Here is a 17827-nt window from a genome sequence, read left to right as displayed (position 1 = left end):
AATTACAGGATCGCTATCGGCAGCGCCGCATTAATAGCGCTTTTAAGAGTCGCGATCACGCCGTCGATGAACTTCTGAACCTGGGCAAGAATGATGTGGGACGTGTTTGCGATGCCCATAACCAGTAACAGGTGGGCATTCTGCACGTACATTTTCGCGTCTTTTTTTGTAATCTCGCCGGCAACGACGCCTGCAGCGATGTCGACCAGTGATTGCGCATAGGATTTAACGTACAGAGGCGCCGACTTCTGGATTTTGCCCCACGTCTCACCGCCGGTGGCGGCAGCTTGCGCCAATATTTGCTTCGCTAGATCGGCCATTTTGTCTCCTCCTTAAATCATGCTTTCTCGGGTTTATTCACGAGAAAGGTCTGGATCGCGCCCATAATGGAGGCTTGCAGGGTGCCGCCGAGAGCGTTCACTTCCGACTTGTTCAAGACGCCGTCATTCTCATGGGCGTAGTGCAGTTGGTCGACATAGAATTGAACCGCGTAGAGTTGGAACTCACGGCAATCGAAGCTCAGATAGTCGGGGGGCAGTTGCGTACGACTTGTCGCCACCGCCGCAAAGTCACGCAGAGTGGCATCTGTGGGGCACGCGACCATCGCTCTCGTCAATCTGGCCCTCTGCTCCAGCCGATCCAGCACATTGTAGGTCGACGCGTAGTAGGCCACTGTTTCTTTCGAAGAATAGCCTCGCTCACTACCCCCGGCTGAAGCGGCAGCCAAAAATGTTGAAGTGTCCTGTGATAGTTTGTTCAGCGTCTGATCAAACGTGATGTCATATGGCGATACAATCGCGACACATGCCGTAACAAAAAAAGAGAAAGTCAAGCAGGAAAAAGCCTGGGTCACATTCTTTGGTGTCATTTCCTACCCCCTACCAATGATAACTTATATTGCTCATTTCTAAATTAGCAAATCAAGCATAAATTTCTTGCAGTTGCGATCGTGGCTTGAATAATTCCTTTCAGGCCTCGGCTGTCGGCTCAAAGGAAGCAGTGGCCGCGCTTACCCTGCGGCCTATCGATGGCGTTCTGGCTGGGAAATGATGGCCTACTGGCATCACGGATCGGGTTGATTTACGCGCTGACGGCGATGATAATTTTCGCGAAATATCTGTTGCCAGGGAAGACCGATGCCCAACGGCACCATGATGCATCTTGCCGTTTCACCGATCCTCGACACTTCGCCGCAGAATGTGCCGGAATTCAATCGCCTTTCCAGCTTTGCGCAGAAGGCCGAAGCCGCCGGGCTGGACATGGTGCTGCTTGCCGATACCGCGACGGGTTCCGAAGACACACAAAACCAACTGGTAGCCTTCGAAGCGACGACCTTGCTGGCGGCGCTGGCGACGGTGACAAGTCGGATCGGCCTTGTCGCTGCAGCCTCGACGGTGGCTCACCAGCCGTACAATCTGGCGCGCCGTCTTGCTTCGCTCGACATCATCAGCCATGGCCGCGCCGGCTGGCACGCGACCATGGCGCAGGCGCCACGGGAAGCCGCCAATTTCAGCCGGCCGGATGGATTTTCCGACGATGTGTTCCGCCGCCGCACGCAGGAATACATCGGCATCGTTCAGCGCCTGTGGCAGGGCTGGGATGCCGGCGCGCTGCTGTTCGACAAGGCCGGCGGCCGCTTCCACGATCCCGAAAAAATGCACTTGCTCGACCACAAAGGCGAATTTTTCTCCGTGCGCGGGCCGCTGAACGTCGCGCGCTCGCCGCAGGATACGCCGGTGCTGGTGCTGTCCGGCCTGTCCGAGGCCGACCTGGATATCGCCGCCCGCACCGCCGATGTCGTCCTGCTGGACAGACCCACAGAGGACGCCAAGGCGCGCCATGACGATCTCAAGCGCCGCGTTGTGGCCTGCGGACGCGATCCGGGTGCGGTCAAGCTGCTGCTGGACGTTGGCGCAGATGTCGCTGCTAACGCGCTCGAAACATTGTTCAGCTCGCAAAGCTGCGACGGGTTCAACATCGCAATACCGCCTGCCGCGATTGACGGTTTCATCGGCCGCGTGCTGCCGGAATTGCAGCGCCGCAGCCTCGTCCGCCCGGATTATCCCGGCACCACCTTGCGCTCGCATCTCAGACTTGCCGGAGGAGCGCAATGACCCGCCAGATGAAGCTTGGCGCCTTCCTGTGGGCGACGGGCCACCACATCGCCGCCTGGCGTCACCCCAAGGCGCATGTCACGGCAGGCATCGACATCGATCATTACATCCGGCTGGCGCGCACGGCGGAAGCGGCGAAGTTCGACATGGTGTTCTGCGAGGACGCCGCCGGCCTGCGCGAAGCCAATGTCGGCATCGCCAGCCAGACCTCACGCTCGATCGGCTTCGAGCCGATCAGCCTGCTGTCCGCGCTCGCCGTCCAGACCAGCCGCATCGGCCTCGTTTCGACGGCCTCGACCAGCTACAACGAGCCCTATGGGCTGGCGCGCACCTTTCTGTCGCTCGATCATCTGAGTGGTGGCCGGGCTGGCTGGAACCTGGTGACGTCGGCCAGCCCCATCGAAGCCGCCAATTTCGGCGCGACGGGCCTGAAACCCCATGCCGACCGCTACGAGCGGGCGCGCGAATTCGCCGAGGTGGTATCGGGACTTTGGCAAGGCAGTGGCTTTCACTGTCACAACGGCCAGAGCTTTTCGGTGCGCGACCCGCTCGACCTGCCGCGCTCGCCGCAGGGCGCGCCGGTGATGGTGCAGGCCGGCGCCTCGGATGTCGGCCGCGACCTTGCCGCACGCACGGCCGACGTGGTGTTCACGGCGGCGCAGACCCTCGAGGAAGCCAAGGCCTTTTACGACGACCTCAAGGGCCGTATGGCGGCCTATGGGCGGGAACCCGACGACATCAAGATCATGCCCGGCGTCTCCCCGGTGGTGGCGGAAACCGAGGCCGAAGCGCGGGAGAAACAGGAGGAATTGCAGGCGCTGATCCCTGACGATGTCGGCGTGGCGCTGCTGTCCAGCTATCTCAGCATCTCCGATCTCGGGAGCTATCCGATCGACGGACCGATGCCCGAGCTGCCGGAGACCGAGGGCATGAAAAGCCGCCAGGCGCTGGTCATCGAACAATCGCGCCGCGACGGCCTGTCGATCCGCCAGCTAGCGCGCCATTTCGCCGGCGCACGTGGCCATTGGCGTATCGTCGGCACGCCGGCGCAGATCGCTGACGAATTGCAGGCGCGGTTCGAGGGCGGCGGCGCGGACGGCTTCAACGTCATGCCGTCATACTTCCCCGGCGAGCTCGATGCCTTTGCCACGCTGGTGGTGCCGGAACTGCAGCGGCGCGGACTGTTCCGTCGGGAATACGAAGGCAGCACCTTGCGAGATCATCTCGGCCTGAAGCGGCCTGCTTAGCCGCGCCGAAGCTTAGCCGGCCATCATCTTGTGCTGGACTTCATGGTCGGCATTCGGCGCGGTGTTGTGAACGACCAGTGCCGTCATGATCTCGGCTGCCGCGAGCGCCGCGATCACCGGCGGGCGCTTGTCCCTGACGGCGTCGCCGCCGATCGGGGAGACGAGGCGGGCGAACTCAGCCTCCGTGCCATCCGCCGATTTCAGGAACCAGTTCCTGAACGTCGCTCTCTTGGTTTTCGAGCCGATCATGCCGACATAGGCCGCGTCGTCGCGCTTCAGCGCCTCGGCGACGATGAGGAAATCCAGCGCATGGTCGTGGGTGAGGATGGCGAAGGCGGTGCCGGCGGGAGCGTTTCGCACCTCGGCCTCGGGCATCGGCGTCAGCCGCCTCTCGACCGTCTCCGGCAGACCTTCCAGCGCTTCGGCCCGCGTCTCGATGACGACGCCATGCACGGGAAGAAGTGCAACGGTCGAGGCCAGCGCCTGGCCGACATGGCCGCCGCCGAAGATATAGACATGCGGCAGGTGGGCTTCCTCGGCTTCTGCGGCCGCGATCAGCTCGGCAGCAAGCGCGGCATCGACGATACGGATCAAGACTTCGACGCGCCCGCCGCAGCACTGGCCGATCTCGGGGCCTAGCGGCACGTCAAGCGTGGCGCGGACTTCATCGACCGCGATGCGGGCTTCTTTACCCTCCCCCTTGTGGGGAGGGTCGGTGAGCGGCCGGCGCGGGGGGGGGGGGGGGGAACCGGGGGGGGGGGGCCGGGGGTGCCCCCCCCACCCCCCCGGGGGGGGGGGGGGCGGGCCCCCCCCCCCGCCGCCGCCCCCCCCCCCCCGCGCGGGGGGGCCCCCCCCCCCCCCCCCCCCCCCCCCCCGCCCCCCCCCCCCCCCCCCCCGACCCTCCCGACAAGGGGGAGGGTGAAGACCCCACCATCTGCCTCGCCTTGTCGATCGCCATGTACTCGAGCTGACCGCCGCCGATCGTGCCAAAAATCGCCGCCTGCGATACGAGCATGAAGGTGCCCTTCTCGCGCGGAGTCGAGCCTTTGGTGCCGGCCACTTCGACCAGAGCAAGCCGGCCGGCGCTGGCGAGAAAAGCTCTGAGGCTTTGCACTTTCGAGTTCATATTTCGCATTCCCGTACGGGAAATATAGAGTTTTTCAGTCTGAATTGCACGTTTTGCCAGAATCCAGGTCAGAGTCAGGCGCTATTCTCGGCTTCACCCTTCAACCGTTCGATCGCCATCAGCACCCGTTCTGGTGTTGCAGGAGCGTCGAGACGCGGACAGACCTTATGATCGGCCACACTTGCCACCGCGTCCGACAGCGCATGCAGCACAGACATGCCGAGCGGGAAGGGCGGTTCGCCGACCGCCTTGGAACGGTGCACCGTCGGCTCGTTGGCCTCCGGCCAGTCGGCCAGCGTGACGTTGAATATCTTCGGCCGGTCGGACGCGAGCGGGATCTTATAGGTCGACGGCGCATGCGTGCGCAGCCGGCCCTTGTCGTCCCACCACAGCTCCTCCGTCGTCAGCCAGCCCATGCCCTGGATGAAGCCGCCCTCGATCTGGCCGAGATCGATGGCGCGGTTCAGCGAGCGGCCGGTTTCATGCAATATGTCGGTGCGCTCGACGACATATTCGCCGGTCAGCGTGTCGACCGAGACTTCCGAGCACGAGGCGCCATAGGCGAAATAATAGAACGGACGGCCCTCGCCCTTGTCACGGTTCCAGTGGATTTTCGGCGTCTTGTAAAAACCCGCCGCCGACAGTTGGATGCGGGCCATATAGGCCTGCTTGACAAGGTCGGTGAAGGCGATCTCCTGGTTGCCGATGCGCACCCGGTTCGGCAGGAAAAGCACCTGCTCGCGCGGCACCTGGTATTTTTCGGCGGCGAAGTCGGTCAGCCGTTCCTTGATCTGGCGGGCGCCGTTCTGCGCCGCCATGCCGTTGAGGTCGGTGCCGGACGACGCCGCGGTGGCCGAAGTGTTGGGCACCTTGCCGGTGGTCGTCGCGGTGATCTTGACCTGGTCGAGGTCGATCTGGAACTCTTCCGCCACCACCTGCGCCACCTTGACGTAGAGGCCTTGCCCCATCTCGGTGCCGCCGTGATTCAGATGCACCGAACCGTCTGTGTAGACATGCACCAGCGCGCCGGCCTGGTTGTAGTGGGTGGCTGTGAAAGAGATGCCGAATTTGACCGGCGTCAGCGCCAGGCCGCGCTTGATGAAGCGGCTGTTGGCGTTGAAGGCCTGGATGATGCGGCGGCGCCCCGCATAGTCGGCGCTCGCCTCCAGCTCGGCGACGATGCGGTGGATGATGTTGTCCTCGACCGTCTGGTGATAAGGGGTGACGTTGCGGCCCCCGTCTTTATCACCACTGGTGCCATAAAAATTCTGCTTGCGGATTTCGAGCGGGTCCTTGCCGACGGCAAAGGCAACCTCGTCGATGACCCGTTCGGCGCCGACCATGCCCTGCGGGCCGCCGAAGCCGCGAAACGCCGTGTTCGACACGGTGTTGGTGTAAAGCGGCGCCGATTGCGCATGCACCGCCGGCCAGAAATAGGTGTTGTCGCAATGGAACAGCGCGCGGTCGGTGACCGGTCCGGACAGGTCCGAGGAAAAGCCGCAACGCGCCGCAAACATGAAATCGACGCCTAAAATGTTGCCGTCGTCGTCGAAGCCAACGTCGTAGTCGACAAGGAAATCATGGCGCTTGCCGGTGGCGATCATGTCGTCGTCGCGGTCGGGCCGGATTTTTACCGCGCGATGGTGTTTCTTGGCGGCGATCGCAGCCAATGCCGCAAACTGGTTGCCTTGCGTCTCCTTCCCGCCGAAGCCGCCACCCATGCGGCGGATTTCCACTGTGATGGCGTTGCTCGGCACGCCCAGCGCATGGCTGACCATATGCTGCACTTCGCTCGGATGCTGGGTCGAGGAATAGATGGTGACGTCCTGGTCCTCGCCGGGAATGGCCACGGCGATATGGCCTTCCAGATAGAAATGCTCCTGGCCGCCAATGCGCATCTTGCCCTTCAGCCGGCGCGGCGCCGCCTTGATCGCGGCGGCGGCATCGCCGCGCTTCAAGGTCAGTGGCGGCGTGACCAGCTTGTCCTTGCGGGGGTCGAGGTCGCCAATGTCGGTGACGAAAGGCAATGGACTGTATTCTATCTTGGCCAGCCGGGTGGCGCGGCGCGCCTGTTCGCGCGTCTTGGCAATGACGCAGAAGATCGGCTGACCATAAAACTGCACCTTGTCGTCGGCCAGCACCGGCTCGTCGTGTCGACCGGTCGGCGAAATGTCATTTTCGCCCGGAACGTCCTTGGCCGTCAGCACATCGACGACGCCCGGCGCCGCGCGCACCGCCGACAGATCCATTTTGCTGATCGTCGCATGCGTCGCCGTGGACAGGCCGAGGCAGCCATGCAGCATGCCCGCCGGTTCCGGCATATCGTCGATATAGACCGCGCTGCCGCTGACATGCTTGTGCGCGGAATCGTGGCGCTGGTCGGCGGCGACGCCACCGGAAATCTTCTGCGCCTTGAGATCTGGAGAGGCGTGCTTGTTCATCAGGCCGCCTCGTTGCGTGACACCTGGAACGGCGCCTTGCTGCCGCTGGTTTCGGCAAAAAAGCGCAGCAGCAGGTTCCTGGCCGCCAGCGCCCGGTATTCGGCCGATGCCCGCATATCGGTCAGCGGGGTGAAATCGCCGGCATATTCAGCCATGGCCGCTTCCACCGTTGTCTCCGTCCACGGCTTGCCGAGCAGCGCTTTTTCGACACCGAAAGCCCGCTTCGGGGTGGCCGCCATGCCGCCATAGGCGATGCATATATCGGCCACGGTTCCGTCCTTGGCCAAGTCGAGGAAAAAGGCGCCAAGGGCTGCGGTGATGTCCTCGTCGCGGCGCTTGGTGATCTTGTAGACGGCAAACTTCGTGCCCTTGGCCGGCACGGGAACGTGCACGGCCTCGACGAATTCGCCTGGCTGCCGGTCCTGCTTGCCATAGGCGATGAAGAAATCCTCGAGCGCGATGGTGCGCCGCTTCTTGGCGCGGCGCAGCGTCAGTTGCGCACCAAGCGCGATCAGGGGCGGCGGCGTGTCGCCGATCGGCGAGCCATTGGCGATGTTGCCGCCGATGGTGCCCATGTTTCGTACCTGTTCGCCGCCGATGCGGTCGAACAATGGCCCGAGCGCGGGGATGCGCTTGGCCAGTGTCGCGAAGGCGTCGGTGTAGGTAACGCCGGCGCCGATGGTGATGACGTCATTGTCTTCGGAGATCGCGCACAGCCCCTCGAGATTGCCGATGAAGACTACCGGTGAGATGTCGCGCATGTGCTTGGTGACCCACAGGCCGACGTCGGTCGAGCCGGCGACAACAGTGGCGTCGGGTTCCTTATCCAGTACAGCGGCGAAATCATCGGCGTTGGCCGGGACGATCAACCTCAGCTTGCCGGCGCCGATTTCGACGCGGGCACCGTCATGCATAGCCTCGAGCCTGGCGGTGATCGCCTTGCGCTCGGCCGCCAGCGGATCCTTCGCCGCCTTGCCGTAGCTGGAGATGGCACGCGCGGCGCGCATGATTGCCTCATAGCCGGTGCAGCGGCAAAGATTGCCTTGCAAGGCCTTCTCGATCGCCGCATTCGACGGGTCCGGCGACTTCATCCACAAGCCGTAGAGCGACATGACGAAGCCCGGCGTGCAGAAGCCGCATTGCGAAGCGTGGAAATCGACCATCGCCTGCTGCACCGGATGCAATTGGCCAGGCGCGCCGCGCAGATGCTCGACGGTGACGACATGGGTGCCGTCGAGCGAACCGAGGAAACGGATGCAGGCGTTGACGCTTTCATAAACCAGCTTGCCGGCGGACAATTTTCCGACCAGGACCGTGCAGGCGCCGCAATCGCCCTCGGCGCAGCCTTCCTTGGTGCCGCGCAGCGAGCGGTCGAGCCGCAGCCAGTCGAGCAAGGTCGCGTCGGGCGCCACCGACGACAGCGCGACATCCCTGCCATTGAGGATGAAGCGGATCTCGTTGCGTATGGTGATCTTGGCCATGCGTCAGCTCCCCCTGTAGGTCGAGTAGCCATAAGGAGAGATAAGCAACGGCACGTGATAATGCACGGATTCCGCCATGCCGAAGCGGATCGGCACACTGTCGAGGAAGGCCGGTTCCGGCAGTTTGGTGCCCTGGCCGCGTAGATAGTCACCGGCGGCGAACACCAGTTCGTATTCTCCAAGGCGGAATTCCGCTCCTGCCAGCAGCGGCGCATCGCAGCGGCCGTCGGCATTTGTGACGACGGTCTTCAAATGTATCCGCGCGTCGCTCTCAAGATGATAAAGCGCGATCGACAGGCCCGCCGCCGGCTTGCCGGTCGCGGTGTCGAGCACATGCGTCGTCAGACGTCCGCCATCGGCTTTCGACGTTTCTGCCACTGGCGCCTCCCATTTCCGATACAGCCGAACAAAGCAGTGAATTGTGCGCCAATTAAAGGCGATGCATAAGTCCCGGTCGAGCGGAGTGGCACAAAAACACTTTCAAAAATTTCGGGGGAATGCGCGAGCAACCCTTTCGACTATCCTGATCATAACTTCCGGCAGCGTCCGGCGGGGAGGGGCAATGCGTTACTCTAGAGACATGCGCGGCTACGGAGCCAATCCGCCGGATCCGAAATGGCCGGGCGGTGCGCATGTGGCCGTCCAATTCGTCGTCAACTACGAGGAAGGCGGCGAGAACTGCGTGCTGCACGGCGACAAGGCCTCGGAAGCCTTTCTGTCGGAAATCGTCGGCGCCGCGCCCTGGGTCGGCCAGCGCCACTGGAACATGGAATCGATCTACGAATATGGCGCGCGGGCAGGCTTCTGGCGGCTGCTGCGCCTGTTCAGCGAGGCGCAAGTGCCGGTGACCTGCTACGGGGTCGCCTCAGCATTAGCCCGGTCGCCCGACCAGGTGGCGGCGATGCAGGAGGCCGGCTGGGAAATGGCCTCGCACGGGCTGAAATGGATCGACTACCGCGACCACAGCGCCGAGGACGAGCGCCGCGACCTCGAAGCGACGATCAAGCTGCACTACGAGGTGACAGGCCAACGGCCGACCGGCTGGTACACCGGCCGCACCTCGGTCAATACGGTGCGGTTGGTGGCCGAAGAGGGCGGCTTCGACTATGTGTCGGACACTTATGACGACGAACTGCCCTACTGGTTCGAGCACGGCGGCGGCGCGCAACTCGTCATCCCCTACACGCTCGATGCCAACGACATGCGTTTCGCCACGCCGCAGGGATTCAATTCCGGCGACCAGTTCTTCGCCTATTTGAAGGACAGTTTCGACACGCTCTATGCCGAGGGCAAAGCGGGCCGGCCGCGGATGATGAATATCGGCCTGCATTGCCGCCTCGTCGGACGTCCCGGGCGGGTGGCGGCGCTGAAGCGCTTCGTCGACTATGTCAGATCGCACGACAAGGTCTGGCTGGCACGGCGCATCGATATCGCCAGGCACTGGCAGGAGAACCACCCCTACCAGCCGGCGGCGCTCAAGCCGTCGAAGATGGCGTTCGAGACCTTCGTCGACACTTTCGGCGGCGTGTTCGAACATTCGCCCTGGATCGCCGAACGTGCCTATGAGCTGGAGCTTGGGCCGGCGCATGACAGCGCCGGCGGCCTGCACAATGCGCTCTGCCGCGTCTTCCGCGCCGCCAGCGAAACCGAGCGGATCGGTGTCCTCAACGCCCATCCCGATCTCGCTGGCAAACTGGCCGAAGCGAGACGCCTCACTGCGGAATCCACACGCGAGCAGGCCTCCGCCGGCCTCGACGCGCTGACCGACAAGGAGCGCGAGCTGTTTTCCAAGCTCAACGCCGCTTACGTCACCACCTTCGGCTTTCCCTTCATCATCGCGGTGCGGGGCAAGACCAAGGAGGAGATCCTCGCCGAGTTCGAGGCGCGCATCGGCAACAGCCGTGGCGTAGAACTCGATACCGCCTGCAAACAGGTCGAGCGCATCGCGCTGCTCCGCCTGAAAGACATGCTCCCGCTCTAATGAAATGACTGAGGGGTCAGGACCCAATGGATATGATCAAGACTGACCAGAAAACCTATTATGCACCGCATGGCGGCCATTCCGGCCAAACTGAGCTTTTGACCGGCCGCGCCGTCTTCACCGAGGCCTATGCCGTCATACCGAAGGGAGTGATGCAGGACATCGTCACCAGCCCACTGCCGTTCTGGGACGAGACCAGGGCCTGGATCATCGCCAGGCCGCTTTCGGGTTTCGCCGAGACATTTTCGCAGTACATCGTCGAGGTCCTGCCCGGCGGCGGCAGCGACCGGCCCGAGCCGGACGCCGGCGCCGAGGGCGTGCTGTTCGTGGTTGAGGGCGAGTTGACCGTTTCGCTGGCCGGCAAGAAGCACGTGCTGCAAGCCGGCGGTTTTGCCTTCCTGCCGCCGGACAGCGGCTGGACGGTGCGCAACGAAGGTCGCGACGCCGTACGCTTCCACTGGATCAGGAAGGCCTATGAGGCCGTCGACGGCATCGACGCGCCGGAAGTCTTGTTCAGCAGTGACCAGCAAATGGCGCCGACGCCGATGCCCGGCACCGAGGGTCGCTGGGCGACGACCCGTTTCGTCGATCCAGCCGACATTCGCCACGACATGCATGTCACCATCGTCACACTCGAGCCCGGCGCCGTCATCCCGTTTGCCGAGACGCATGTCATGGAGCACGGGCTCTATGTCTTGGAAGGCAAGGCGGTCTACCGCCTCAACCAGGACTGGGTCGAGGTCGAGGCCGGCGACTTCATGTGGCTGCGCGCCTTCTGCCCGCAGGCCTGCTACGCAGGCGGCCCCGGCAAGTTCCGTTATCTCCTTTACAAGGACGTCAACCGGCACGCCAAGCTTGGCGGCGCGGCCATTGGCGGTCGCGCGCGGTGACCCGCATCACAGCGCGGCCGCTGACCCGCGAAAGCTTTGCCGGCTTCGGCGATGTCATCGACATGGGCGGCGGCAATCACTACCCGATCAATGGCGGCAAGACCGAGCGCTACCAGAATCTCGCCACCGCTGAAGCCGCGGGACCGAATGCCCGCGTGCTGATCTCGATGGCGCGCGGCACTCCTTACGACCTGCCGCTGAAGCTGACCATGGTCGAGCGCCATCCCTTAGGCAGCCAGGCGTTCATCCCGCTGTCACCGCGACCTTTCCTGGTCATCGTCTGCCATGACGGCAAGGACGGTCCGCGCGAGCCGCATGCCTTCATCACCGCACCGGGGCAAGGCGTCAACTATCCGCGCAATCTCTGGCACGGCGTGCTGACACCACTCGGTGAAGCGCAGGATTTCGTCATCGTCGACCGCGGCGGTGACGGCTCCAACCTCGAAGAGTTCCATTTCTCGCACCCCTACGAAATCCATCTCCCCAACGAGACCTGAGAAATGACCGACATATCGCTGATCGACCGCCTGCTCGATGTCATCGAGCACGACATCGTGCCGAAAACGGCAGAGGGCGTGGCCCATGGGAACAAGCTGTTCGGCGCCGCCATCCTGCGGAAGGGCGACCGCTCGCTGGTGCTGGCCGAAACCAACAACGAGATGGAAAATCCGCTCTGGCATGGCGAGGTGCACTGCCTGAAGCGTTTCTATGAAATGCCGAAAGCCGAGCGCGTCGACACCAAGGACGCCATCTTCATCGCCACGCATGAGCCCTGCTCGCTCTGCCTGTCGGCGATCACCTGGACCGGCTTCGACAATTTCTACTACCTCTTCAGCCACGAGGATTCACGCGACAGCTTTGCGATCCCGCACGATCTGAAAATCCTGAAAGAGGTCTTCACTCTTGATCCCGGCGGTTACAATGCCGAGAACGCTTATTGGAAGAGTTTTTCCATTCGCAGGCTGGTGCGGGCGCTGCCCGAGGCCGAGCGCGGCCGGCTTGAGGCAAGGATCGGCAATATTTCCACCCGCTACGACGAACTGTCCGGCGCTTATCAGGCGCGCAAGTCCGAAAACGACATTCCGCTGAACTGACGCGGATTGCCTAGCCTACCTTCGCGTTTTTCAGCACCTCGTTGATCCTGGCCTGCCAGCCCTTGCCGGTCGCCTTGAATTTACTGATGACATCCTGATCCAGACGGATGGACACGACTTGCTTAGGCTTCTCCACGGCTGGCCGGCCACGAGCACGCCTTATGCTCTCGAAAAGTTCTGGAAACACTTCCGCGAAAGGCCTGGCTTGCGCCAACTGTTCGTCTGTCGTCTCCGCATCGTCGGGATCATCAACAATTTGTCTTTGAATTTCCACTTCCTCCGCATCGGTAAGCGGTCGAACACGCGATTTAGGATTGTTCATATACTGACCTTTCCTTTCGGCTGGCACGGCGCATCGAGATCACCGAAATCGCCTCCGAACCAAGCGGCTTGAAAATCACGGCCAGGATGATCTCTCCGAATTCGCCAATCGCCTTGAACCGGTCGGCCTTGGCTGGAAGGACGGTTGAAGTCGCAAAAAACTCAATATCGAGTTCGGCAAAATCGAGACCCCGGCTGTCCAGGTTCGTCACGCGCTTTGGCTCATCCCAAACGATTCTCAGGCGAAACCATCCTCATCACGTTGGGTTCAGTTAATAAATGTAATACATTAATTATAATCCTGCAACATCAGGGCAAAACAATCGGGCTACATATCGTGGCGTCGTCGCGGCGACACCGGCCGTCGCCCGTTTGACTTCATGACATGCCCGCTTCATGCGTCACTGACATCCTGGAGCATCGCATGAAAACCATCACCGAATTTCCCCGCAAGGTCATCGAATTCCCCGATATGGGCATCGTCATGCCGGATGGTTGCCGGCTGTCGGCGCGGGTTTGGATGCCGGAGGACGCCAGCAGCGATCCGGTGCCGGCGATCCTCGAGCACCTGCCCTACCGCAAGCGCGACGGCACCATCTTTCGCGATCAGCTGACGCATCCCTATTTCGCCGGCCACGGCTACGCCTCGATCCGCGTCGACATGCGCGGCAATGGCGATTCCGAAGGGCTGATGGACGACGAATATTCCGAACAGGAATTGCAGGACGCCTGCGATGTGATTGCCTGGGCGGCAGCACAGCCCTGGTGCAACGGCAGTGTCGGCATGATGGGCATTTCCTGGGGCGGCTTCAACTGCCTGCAGGTGGCGGCCAAGCAGCCGCCGGCGCTGAAGGCGGTGATCAGCCTGTGCTCGACCGTCGACCGCTACGCCGACGACATCCACTACAAGGGCGGCTGCCTTTTGACGGAAAATTTCGGCTGGGCCTCGACCATGTTGTCCTATTCGTCGCGACCGCCGGATCCGCTGATTGCGGGCGACAACCGCTGGCGCGACCTCTGGCTGACGCGGCTGGAGAACCAGTCTTTCCTTCTGCCGCTCTGGCTCAGCCATCAGCATCGCGACGCCTATTGGAAACGCGGTTCGATCTGCGAGGATTTCTCCGCGGTCAAAGCCGCCGTGCTGTCGATCGGCGGCTGGCATGACGGCTACCGCAACACGATCTCGCACCTCGTCGCCAACATCCAGGCGCCGGTGAAGGGCATTGTCGGGCCGTGGATCCACAAATACCCGCATTATGCCGGGCCAACACCCGCCATCGGCTTCCTGCAGGAGGCGTTGCGCTGGTGGGACCGCTGGCTGAAAGGCGTCGACACCGGTGTCGAGGCCGACCCGGACTATCGCGCCTATGTCATGGACAGTGTGCGCCCCGCGCGCTGGCACCCGGAGCGGCTGGGCCGTTGGGTGGCCGAACAGGAATGGCCGTCTCCCAACATCAAGGTCGGGGCGATCGAACTCATTGCTGACGGCGTCAGGCCGGCGATCGTGGCGACCCCGCAAAGCTGCGGGCTCGCCGGCGGCGAATATTTTCCCTTCACCTTTGGCCCGGAACTGCCGGGCGACCAGCGCCCGGACGACGCGCTGTCCGTCTGCTTCGATCAGCCTGTGCTTGCCGAGGCACTCGACATCGTCGGCGCGCCGGAGCTTCTCATCCGGGTGTCGTCCGATCGCCCGCAGGCGAACATCGCGGTGCGGCTGTGCGACGTGCACCCCGACGGCGCCTCGGAACTGATCTCCTACGGCGTGCTCAACCTGACGCATCGCGCTTCGCACGAACAGCCGCAAGCGCTGGTGCCGGGCGAAACGGTTGCGGCGCGCGTTATTCTCGACCAGTGCGCCTACCGCGTGCCGGCCGGACACCGCCTGCGCATCGCGGTTTCCAATGCTTACTGGCCGATGATCTGGTCGTCGCCGGAGCCGGTGCGGCTCGACCTTTCAGCGGCGACGCTGAGGCTGCCGCTGCGCCCGCTCGCAAAAAGCGACGAGACCTCATTCCAGTCTCCCGAAGGCGCACCACCCTGGGCAATCGCGACAGTTCGTGCAGCGAATTCCGAGCGTCACGTCGATCGCGATGAGAAGACCGGCATCGTCACGCTGTCGATCACGGATGATTTCGGAGAAGTGCGCGATCTCGCGCATGGACTGGCCAATGGCAGCATTGCCCGCGAGAGCTGGACGATCCACCCCGACGACCCGCTGTCTGCCTCGGGCCGCACGCACTGGACGCAGACCTTGTCGCGAAACGGATGGTCGGTGCGCACCGAGACGTCGGCTGAAATCCGCTGCGATGCGCAAAACTTCGTCGTCAGCGCCAGAATCGCAGCCTATGAGGGCGAAACGCTGGTTTTCGAACGCGATTTCGAAGAGACGATCCCGCGCGACCTGCTCTGAGCGTCCACCCGACTGGTCCAGTTGCGACGCACGATTTACGCCACGGCATGTCGCATTCCGTCTTGCTTACGGCTTTGCCTTCCGGTCAATATCCCTTTGGTAACAACAAGCAAAAAACGACCATAAGGTCGAACCAACAGAGTGAGGAACTCAAATGTCCAACGAACTCGAATATCTGAGCCGGCGCGTTGCGTCCGGCAAGCTGAGCCGTCGTGATTTCCTCGGCCGCGCCGCCGCACTCGGCGTCACAGCGCCCTTCGCCAATATGCTGCTTTCCAGTGCGGCTCGTGCGGAAGGCCCGGTCAAGGGCGGCACGCTGAAGGCCGGCCTCGTCGGCGGCGAATCCACGAACAGCCTGGACCCGGCTTTGTTCATGACGCAAGTGCCGTTCGCTTTTGGCAAGATGTGGGGCGAACTGATCGTCGAGCTGTCCCCGGAAGGCAAGCTCGAGAACCGCATCGCCGAAGAGATCGGCTCGTCGGACGACGCCAAGGTGTGGACGCTGAAAATCCGCGACGGCGTCGAATTCCACAACGGCAAGACGGTGACCGCTGAGGATGTGGCGGCAACGCTCGAGCGCCATTCCGATGAAAAGTCGAAGTCCGGCGCGCTGGGCTACATGAAGGGCATCGACAGCATCAAAGCCAGTGGCAAGGAAGTCGTCCTGACGCTGAAGGAGGCCAACGCCGACCTTCCGTATCTCCTCAGCGACTACCACCTCATCGTCCAGCCCAACGGCGGCAAGGACAAGGCGGATGCCGGCATCTCGGCAGGACCCTACAAGGTCACCACCAACGAGCCCGGCGTGCGCCATGGCGGCGAGCGCTTCGCCAATTACTGGCAGGCCGACAAGATGGGCCATGCCGACCAGATCGAGATCATCGTCATCAACGACGCGACCGCGCGCACGGCGGCCCTGCAGGGCGGCCAGGTCAACATGATCAACCGCGTCGAGCCGAAGATCGTCGACCTGATCAAGCGCGTACCGGGCGTCACCATCCGCAACCATGCCGGCCCCGGCCACTATGTCTTCATCATGCATTGCAACACCGCGCCCTTCGACAACAGCGACCTGCGCATGGCGCTGAAGCTCGCGATCGACCGTGAGGAGATGCTGAACAAGGTGCTGCGCGGCTACGGCTCGCTCGGCAACGACTTCCCGATCAATTCGTCCTATCCGCTGTTTTCCGAGATCGAGCAGCGCAAATATGATCCCGACAAGGCCAAGTTCCACTACAAGAAGTCGGGCCATGACGGCACCGTGCTGCTGCGCACCTCCGACGTCGCCTTCCCGGGCGCGGTCGACGCCTCGCAGCTCTTCCAGCAGAGCGCGGCCAAGGCCGGCATCAAGATCGAGCTCAAGCGCGAGCCCGGCGACGGCTACTGGAACGAGGTCTGGAACAAGCAGCCCTTCTGCGCCTCCTATTGGGGCGGCCGCTCGACCCAGGACCAGATGTACTCGACCGCCTATCTGTCGACCGCCGACTGGAACGACACCCGTTTCAAGCGTCCGGACTTCGACAAGCTGGTGCTGGCTGCACGCGCCGAACTCGACGAGACCAAGCGCAAGCAGATGTACCACGACATGGCCGTGCTGGTGCGCGACGAGGGCGGCCTGATCCTGCCGATGTTCAATCAGTTCATCGATGCGACAGGCGCCAAGGTCGGCGGCTGGGTCGACGATCCGCATCAGGAGCTGATGAACGGCTACGCGCTGGCGAAGTGCTGGCTCGAAGCCTGAGCCCGGCTTTGCGGATATGTCCTCACCCGTCGTGAAACTTGTGGCCCAGCGCGTTGCGCTGGGCATCGTCCTCTTGCTGGCCGTTTCGGTCCTGATCTTCGCCGGCACCCAGATCCTGCCCGGCGACGTCGCGCAAGCCATTCTCGGACAGTCGGCGACGCCGGAATCGCTCGCCAATCTGCGCGAGCAGCTCGGCCTGAATCAGCCGGCTTACATCAGGTATTTCCATTGGCTAGGCGGTGTGCTCACCGGCGATCTCGGCACGGCGATGTCGAGCGGCCAGGATATTGCCACGTCGATCAAGGGGCGGCTGTGGAACACGCTGTTCCTCGCCTTCTGGGCTGCGATCGTGGCCGTGCCGCTGGCCATCATCCTCGGCCTGATCGCCGTGCGTTACCGCAATGGCTGGGTCGACAAGCTGATCTCCGGCCTGGCGCTCGCCTCGACATCTTTCCCGGAATTCTTCATCGGCTATGTGCTCGTCTATTTCTTTGCCGTGAAGTATCAATGGTTCCCGGCCATTTCCACGGTCTATGACGGCATGCCGTTCGGTGAGCGCATGCAGGCGATCGCGCTGCCGGCCACCGCGCTGACGCTGGTTGTGCTGGCGCATATGATGCGCATGACCCGCGCGGCCATCCTCAACGTCATGCAGTCGGCCTATGTCGAGACGGCGGAACTGAAAGGCCTGTCGGCCTTCAACGTCATCCGCAAGCATGCTTTCCCCAATGCCATAGCGCCGATCATCAACGTGGTCATGCTCAACCTCGCCTACCTCATCGTCGGCGTCGTCGTGGTCGAGGTGATCTTCGTCTATCCCGGCATGGGACAATATCTGGTCGACCACGTCACCAAGCGCGACGTGCCGGTGGTGCAGGCGGTCGGCCTGGTCTTCGCCGCCGTCTATATCAGCCTCAACATCATTGCGGACATCGGGGCGATTGTCGCCAATCCGCGCCTCAGACATCCGAAATAGGCGGC

At 62.8% G+C, this 17827-nt stretch carries 16 protein-coding genes and 2 pseudogenes; 9 read left to right on the top strand and 9 right to left on the bottom strand.

Annotated features, from left to right (window positions below; translation table 11 throughout):
• Positions 1 to 2 precede the first annotated feature (2 nt).
• On the bottom strand, positions 3 to 320 hold the full coding sequence (locus tag NKJ80_RS02280) for a hypothetical protein (RefSeq protein WP_352496978.1): 318 nt from the start codon (positions 318 to 320) through the stop codon (positions 3 to 5).
• A 17-nt stretch (positions 321 to 337) separates the two neighbouring features.
• Positions 338 to 868 carry a hypothetical protein gene (locus NKJ80_RS02275; RefSeq protein ID WP_352496977.1) on the bottom strand — a complete coding sequence of 177 codons (531 nt, stop codon included), beginning with the start codon at positions 866 to 868 and terminating at the stop codon, positions 338 to 340.
• A 268-nt stretch (positions 869 to 1136) separates the two neighbouring features.
• On the opposite strand from NKJ80_RS02275, the gene NKJ80_RS02270 reads away from it, so the two are divergent.
• Both NKJ80_RS02270 and NKJ80_RS02265 read left to right on the top strand, forming a co-directional pair.
• On the top strand, positions 1137 to 2114 hold the full coding sequence (locus tag NKJ80_RS02270; RefSeq protein WP_352496976.1) for an LLM class flavin-dependent oxidoreductase: 978 nt from the start codon (positions 1137 to 1139) through the stop codon (positions 2112 to 2114).
• Positions 2111 to 3361, top strand: coding sequence for an LLM class flavin-dependent oxidoreductase (locus NKJ80_RS02265; protein ID WP_023826671.1), 1251 nt, complete (start codon positions 2111 to 2113; stop codon positions 3359 to 3361). Before NKJ80_RS02270 ends, NKJ80_RS02265 begins: the two co-directional genes overlap by 4 nt.
• Before the next feature lie 12 nt (positions 3362 to 3373).
• On the opposite strand, the pseudogene xdhC reads toward NKJ80_RS02265, so the two are convergent.
• The 5 genes and pseudogenes from xdhC to uraH form a co-directional block, all read right to left on the bottom strand.
• A pseudogene (gene xdhC / locus NKJ80_RS02260) lies at positions 3374 to 4054 on the bottom strand (xanthine dehydrogenase accessory protein XdhC); the annotation flags it as partial.
• 226 nt (positions 4055 to 4280) lie between these two features.
• Positions 4281 to 4487 (bottom strand): annotated as a pseudogene (locus NKJ80_RS02255) (XdhC family protein); the annotation flags it as partial.
• A 74-nt stretch (positions 4488 to 4561) separates the two neighbouring features.
• Complete coding sequence (gene xdhB, locus NKJ80_RS02250; RefSeq protein WP_352496975.1) at positions 4562 to 6928, bottom strand: xanthine dehydrogenase molybdopterin binding subunit; 2367 nt, start codon at positions 6926 to 6928, stop codon at positions 4562 to 4564.
• Positions 6928 to 8409 (bottom strand): xanthine dehydrogenase small subunit, encoded by a 1482-nt coding sequence (gene xdhA, locus NKJ80_RS02245; RefSeq protein ID WP_352496974.1) that lies wholly within the window; start codon positions 8407 to 8409, stop codon positions 6928 to 6930. Before xdhA ends, xdhB begins: the two co-directional genes overlap by 1 nt.
• 3 nt (positions 8410 to 8412) lie before the next feature.
• Positions 8413 to 8787, bottom strand: a complete 375-nt coding sequence (uraH, locus tag NKJ80_RS02240; RefSeq protein ID WP_023694734.1) for a hydroxyisourate hydrolase — start codon at positions 8785 to 8787, stop codon at positions 8413 to 8415.
• A 184-nt stretch (positions 8788 to 8971) separates the two neighbouring features.
• On the opposite strand from uraH, the gene puuE reads away from it, so the two are divergent.
• From puuE to NKJ80_RS02220, 4 genes are read left to right on the top strand one after another with little or no spacing between them, the layout of a single operon-like run.
• On the top strand, positions 8972 to 10390 hold the full coding sequence (gene puuE / locus NKJ80_RS02235; RefSeq protein ID WP_352496973.1) for an allantoinase PuuE: 1419 nt from the start codon (positions 8972 to 8974) through the stop codon (positions 10388 to 10390).
• A gap of 32 nt (positions 10391 to 10422) precedes the next feature.
• Positions 10423 to 11280: a bifunctional allantoicase/(S)-ureidoglycine aminohydrolase gene (locus NKJ80_RS02230; protein WP_502902173.1), complete on the top strand. Its 858-nt coding sequence runs from the start codon at positions 10423 to 10425 to the stop codon at positions 11278 to 11280.
• A complete protein-coding gene (locus tag NKJ80_RS02225) occupies positions 11277 to 11777 on the top strand; it encodes an ureidoglycolate lyase (protein WP_352496971.1) in 501 nt (166 codons plus the stop codon). Before NKJ80_RS02230 ends, NKJ80_RS02225 begins: the two co-directional genes overlap by 4 nt.
• Positions 11778 to 11780: 3 nt before the next feature.
• Positions 11781 to 12374, top strand: coding sequence for a nucleoside deaminase (locus tag NKJ80_RS02220; RefSeq protein WP_023671383.1), 594 nt, complete (start codon positions 11781 to 11783; stop codon positions 12372 to 12374).
• 10 nt (positions 12375 to 12384) lie between these two features.
• On the opposite strand, the gene NKJ80_RS02215 is transcribed toward NKJ80_RS02220, so the two are convergent.
• Together NKJ80_RS02215 and NKJ80_RS02210 are read right to left on the bottom strand one after the other, a co-directional pair.
• Positions 12385 to 12696, bottom strand: coding sequence for a BrnA antitoxin family protein (locus tag NKJ80_RS02215; protein WP_023671384.1), 312 nt, complete (start codon positions 12694 to 12696; stop codon positions 12385 to 12387).
• Positions 12683 to 12937 carry a BrnT family toxin gene (locus NKJ80_RS02210; RefSeq protein ID WP_023671385.1) on the bottom strand — a complete coding sequence of 85 codons (255 nt, stop codon included), beginning with the start codon at positions 12935 to 12937 and terminating at the stop codon, positions 12683 to 12685. The genes NKJ80_RS02215 and NKJ80_RS02210 overlap by 14 nt, the downstream gene beginning before the upstream one ends.
• A 182-nt stretch (positions 12938 to 13119) precedes the next feature.
• Here NKJ80_RS02210 and NKJ80_RS02205 point away from each other — a divergent pair, with 182 nt between their 5' ends.
• From NKJ80_RS02205 to NKJ80_RS02195, 3 genes are all read left to right on the top strand, one after another.
• The gene (locus NKJ80_RS02205) at positions 13120 to 15105 is read left to right on the top strand and encodes a CocE/NonD family hydrolase (protein WP_352496970.1); all 1986 of its coding nucleotides are present in this window, start codon (positions 13120 to 13122) and stop codon (positions 15103 to 15105) included.
• Between the two features lie 154 nt (positions 15106 to 15259).
• Positions 15260 to 16846 (top strand): ABC transporter substrate-binding protein, encoded by a 1587-nt coding sequence (locus NKJ80_RS02200; protein ID WP_023671387.1) that lies wholly within the window; start codon positions 15260 to 15262, stop codon positions 16844 to 16846.
• 16 nt (positions 16847 to 16862) lie between these two features.
• Positions 16863 to 17822, top strand: coding sequence for an ABC transporter permease (locus NKJ80_RS02195; RefSeq protein WP_023671388.1), 960 nt, complete (start codon positions 16863 to 16865; stop codon positions 17820 to 17822).
• Positions 17823 to 17827 lie beyond the last annotated feature (5 nt).

Origin of the sequence: Mesorhizobium sp. M0030 (assembly GCF_040323695.1) — a bacterium.
Taxonomy (GTDB): Bacteria; Pseudomonadota; Alphaproteobacteria; order Rhizobiales; family Rhizobiaceae; genus Mesorhizobium.
Note: the sequence above shows the minus strand (reverse complement) of the source record. Positions and strands in the feature narration are given on the sequence as shown.

Excerpts from the sequence above, each read along its gene's own strand:
- NKJ80_RS02280 (WP_352496978.1), bottom strand. The coding sequence starts at position 320 with ATGGCCGATCTAGCGAAGCAAATATTGGCGCAAGCTGCCGCCACCGGC.
- NKJ80_RS02275 (WP_352496977.1), bottom strand. The coding sequence starts at position 868 with ATGACACCAAAGAATGTGACCCAGGCTTTTTCCTGCTTGACTTTCTCT.
- NKJ80_RS02270 (WP_352496976.1), top strand. The coding sequence starts at position 1,137 with ATGCCCAACGGCACCATGATGCATCTTGCCGTTTCACCGATCCTCGAC.
- NKJ80_RS02265 (WP_023826671.1), top strand. The coding sequence starts at position 2,111 with ATGACCCGCCAGATGAAGCTTGGCGCCTTCCTGTGGGCGACGGGCCAC.
- xdhB (WP_352496975.1), bottom strand. The coding sequence starts at position 6,928 with ATGAACAAGCACGCCTCTCCAGATCTCAAGGCGCAGAAGATTTCCGGT.
- xdhA (WP_352496974.1), bottom strand. The coding sequence starts at position 8,409 with ATGGCCAAGATCACCATACGCAACGAGATCCGCTTCATCCTCAATGGC.
- puuE (WP_352496973.1), top strand. The coding sequence starts at position 8,972 with ATGCGTTACTCTAGAGACATGCGCGGCTACGGAGCCAATCCGCCGGAT.
- NKJ80_RS02230 (WP_502902173.1), top strand. The coding sequence starts at position 10,423 with ATGATCAAGACTGACCAGAAAACCTATTATGCACCGCATGGCGGCCAT.
- NKJ80_RS02220 (WP_023671383.1), top strand. The coding sequence starts at position 11,781 with ATGACCGACATATCGCTGATCGACCGCCTGCTCGATGTCATCGAGCAC.
- NKJ80_RS02215 (WP_023671384.1), bottom strand. The coding sequence starts at position 12,696 with ATGAACAATCCTAAATCGCGTGTTCGACCGCTTACCGATGCGGAGGAA.
- NKJ80_RS02205 (WP_352496970.1), top strand. The coding sequence starts at position 13,120 with ATGAAAACCATCACCGAATTTCCCCGCAAGGTCATCGAATTCCCCGAT.
- NKJ80_RS02200 (WP_023671387.1), top strand. The coding sequence starts at position 15,260 with ATGTCCAACGAACTCGAATATCTGAGCCGGCGCGTTGCGTCCGGCAAG.
- NKJ80_RS02195 (WP_023671388.1), top strand. The coding sequence starts at position 16,863 with ATGTCCTCACCCGTCGTGAAACTTGTGGCCCAGCGCGTTGCGCTGGGC.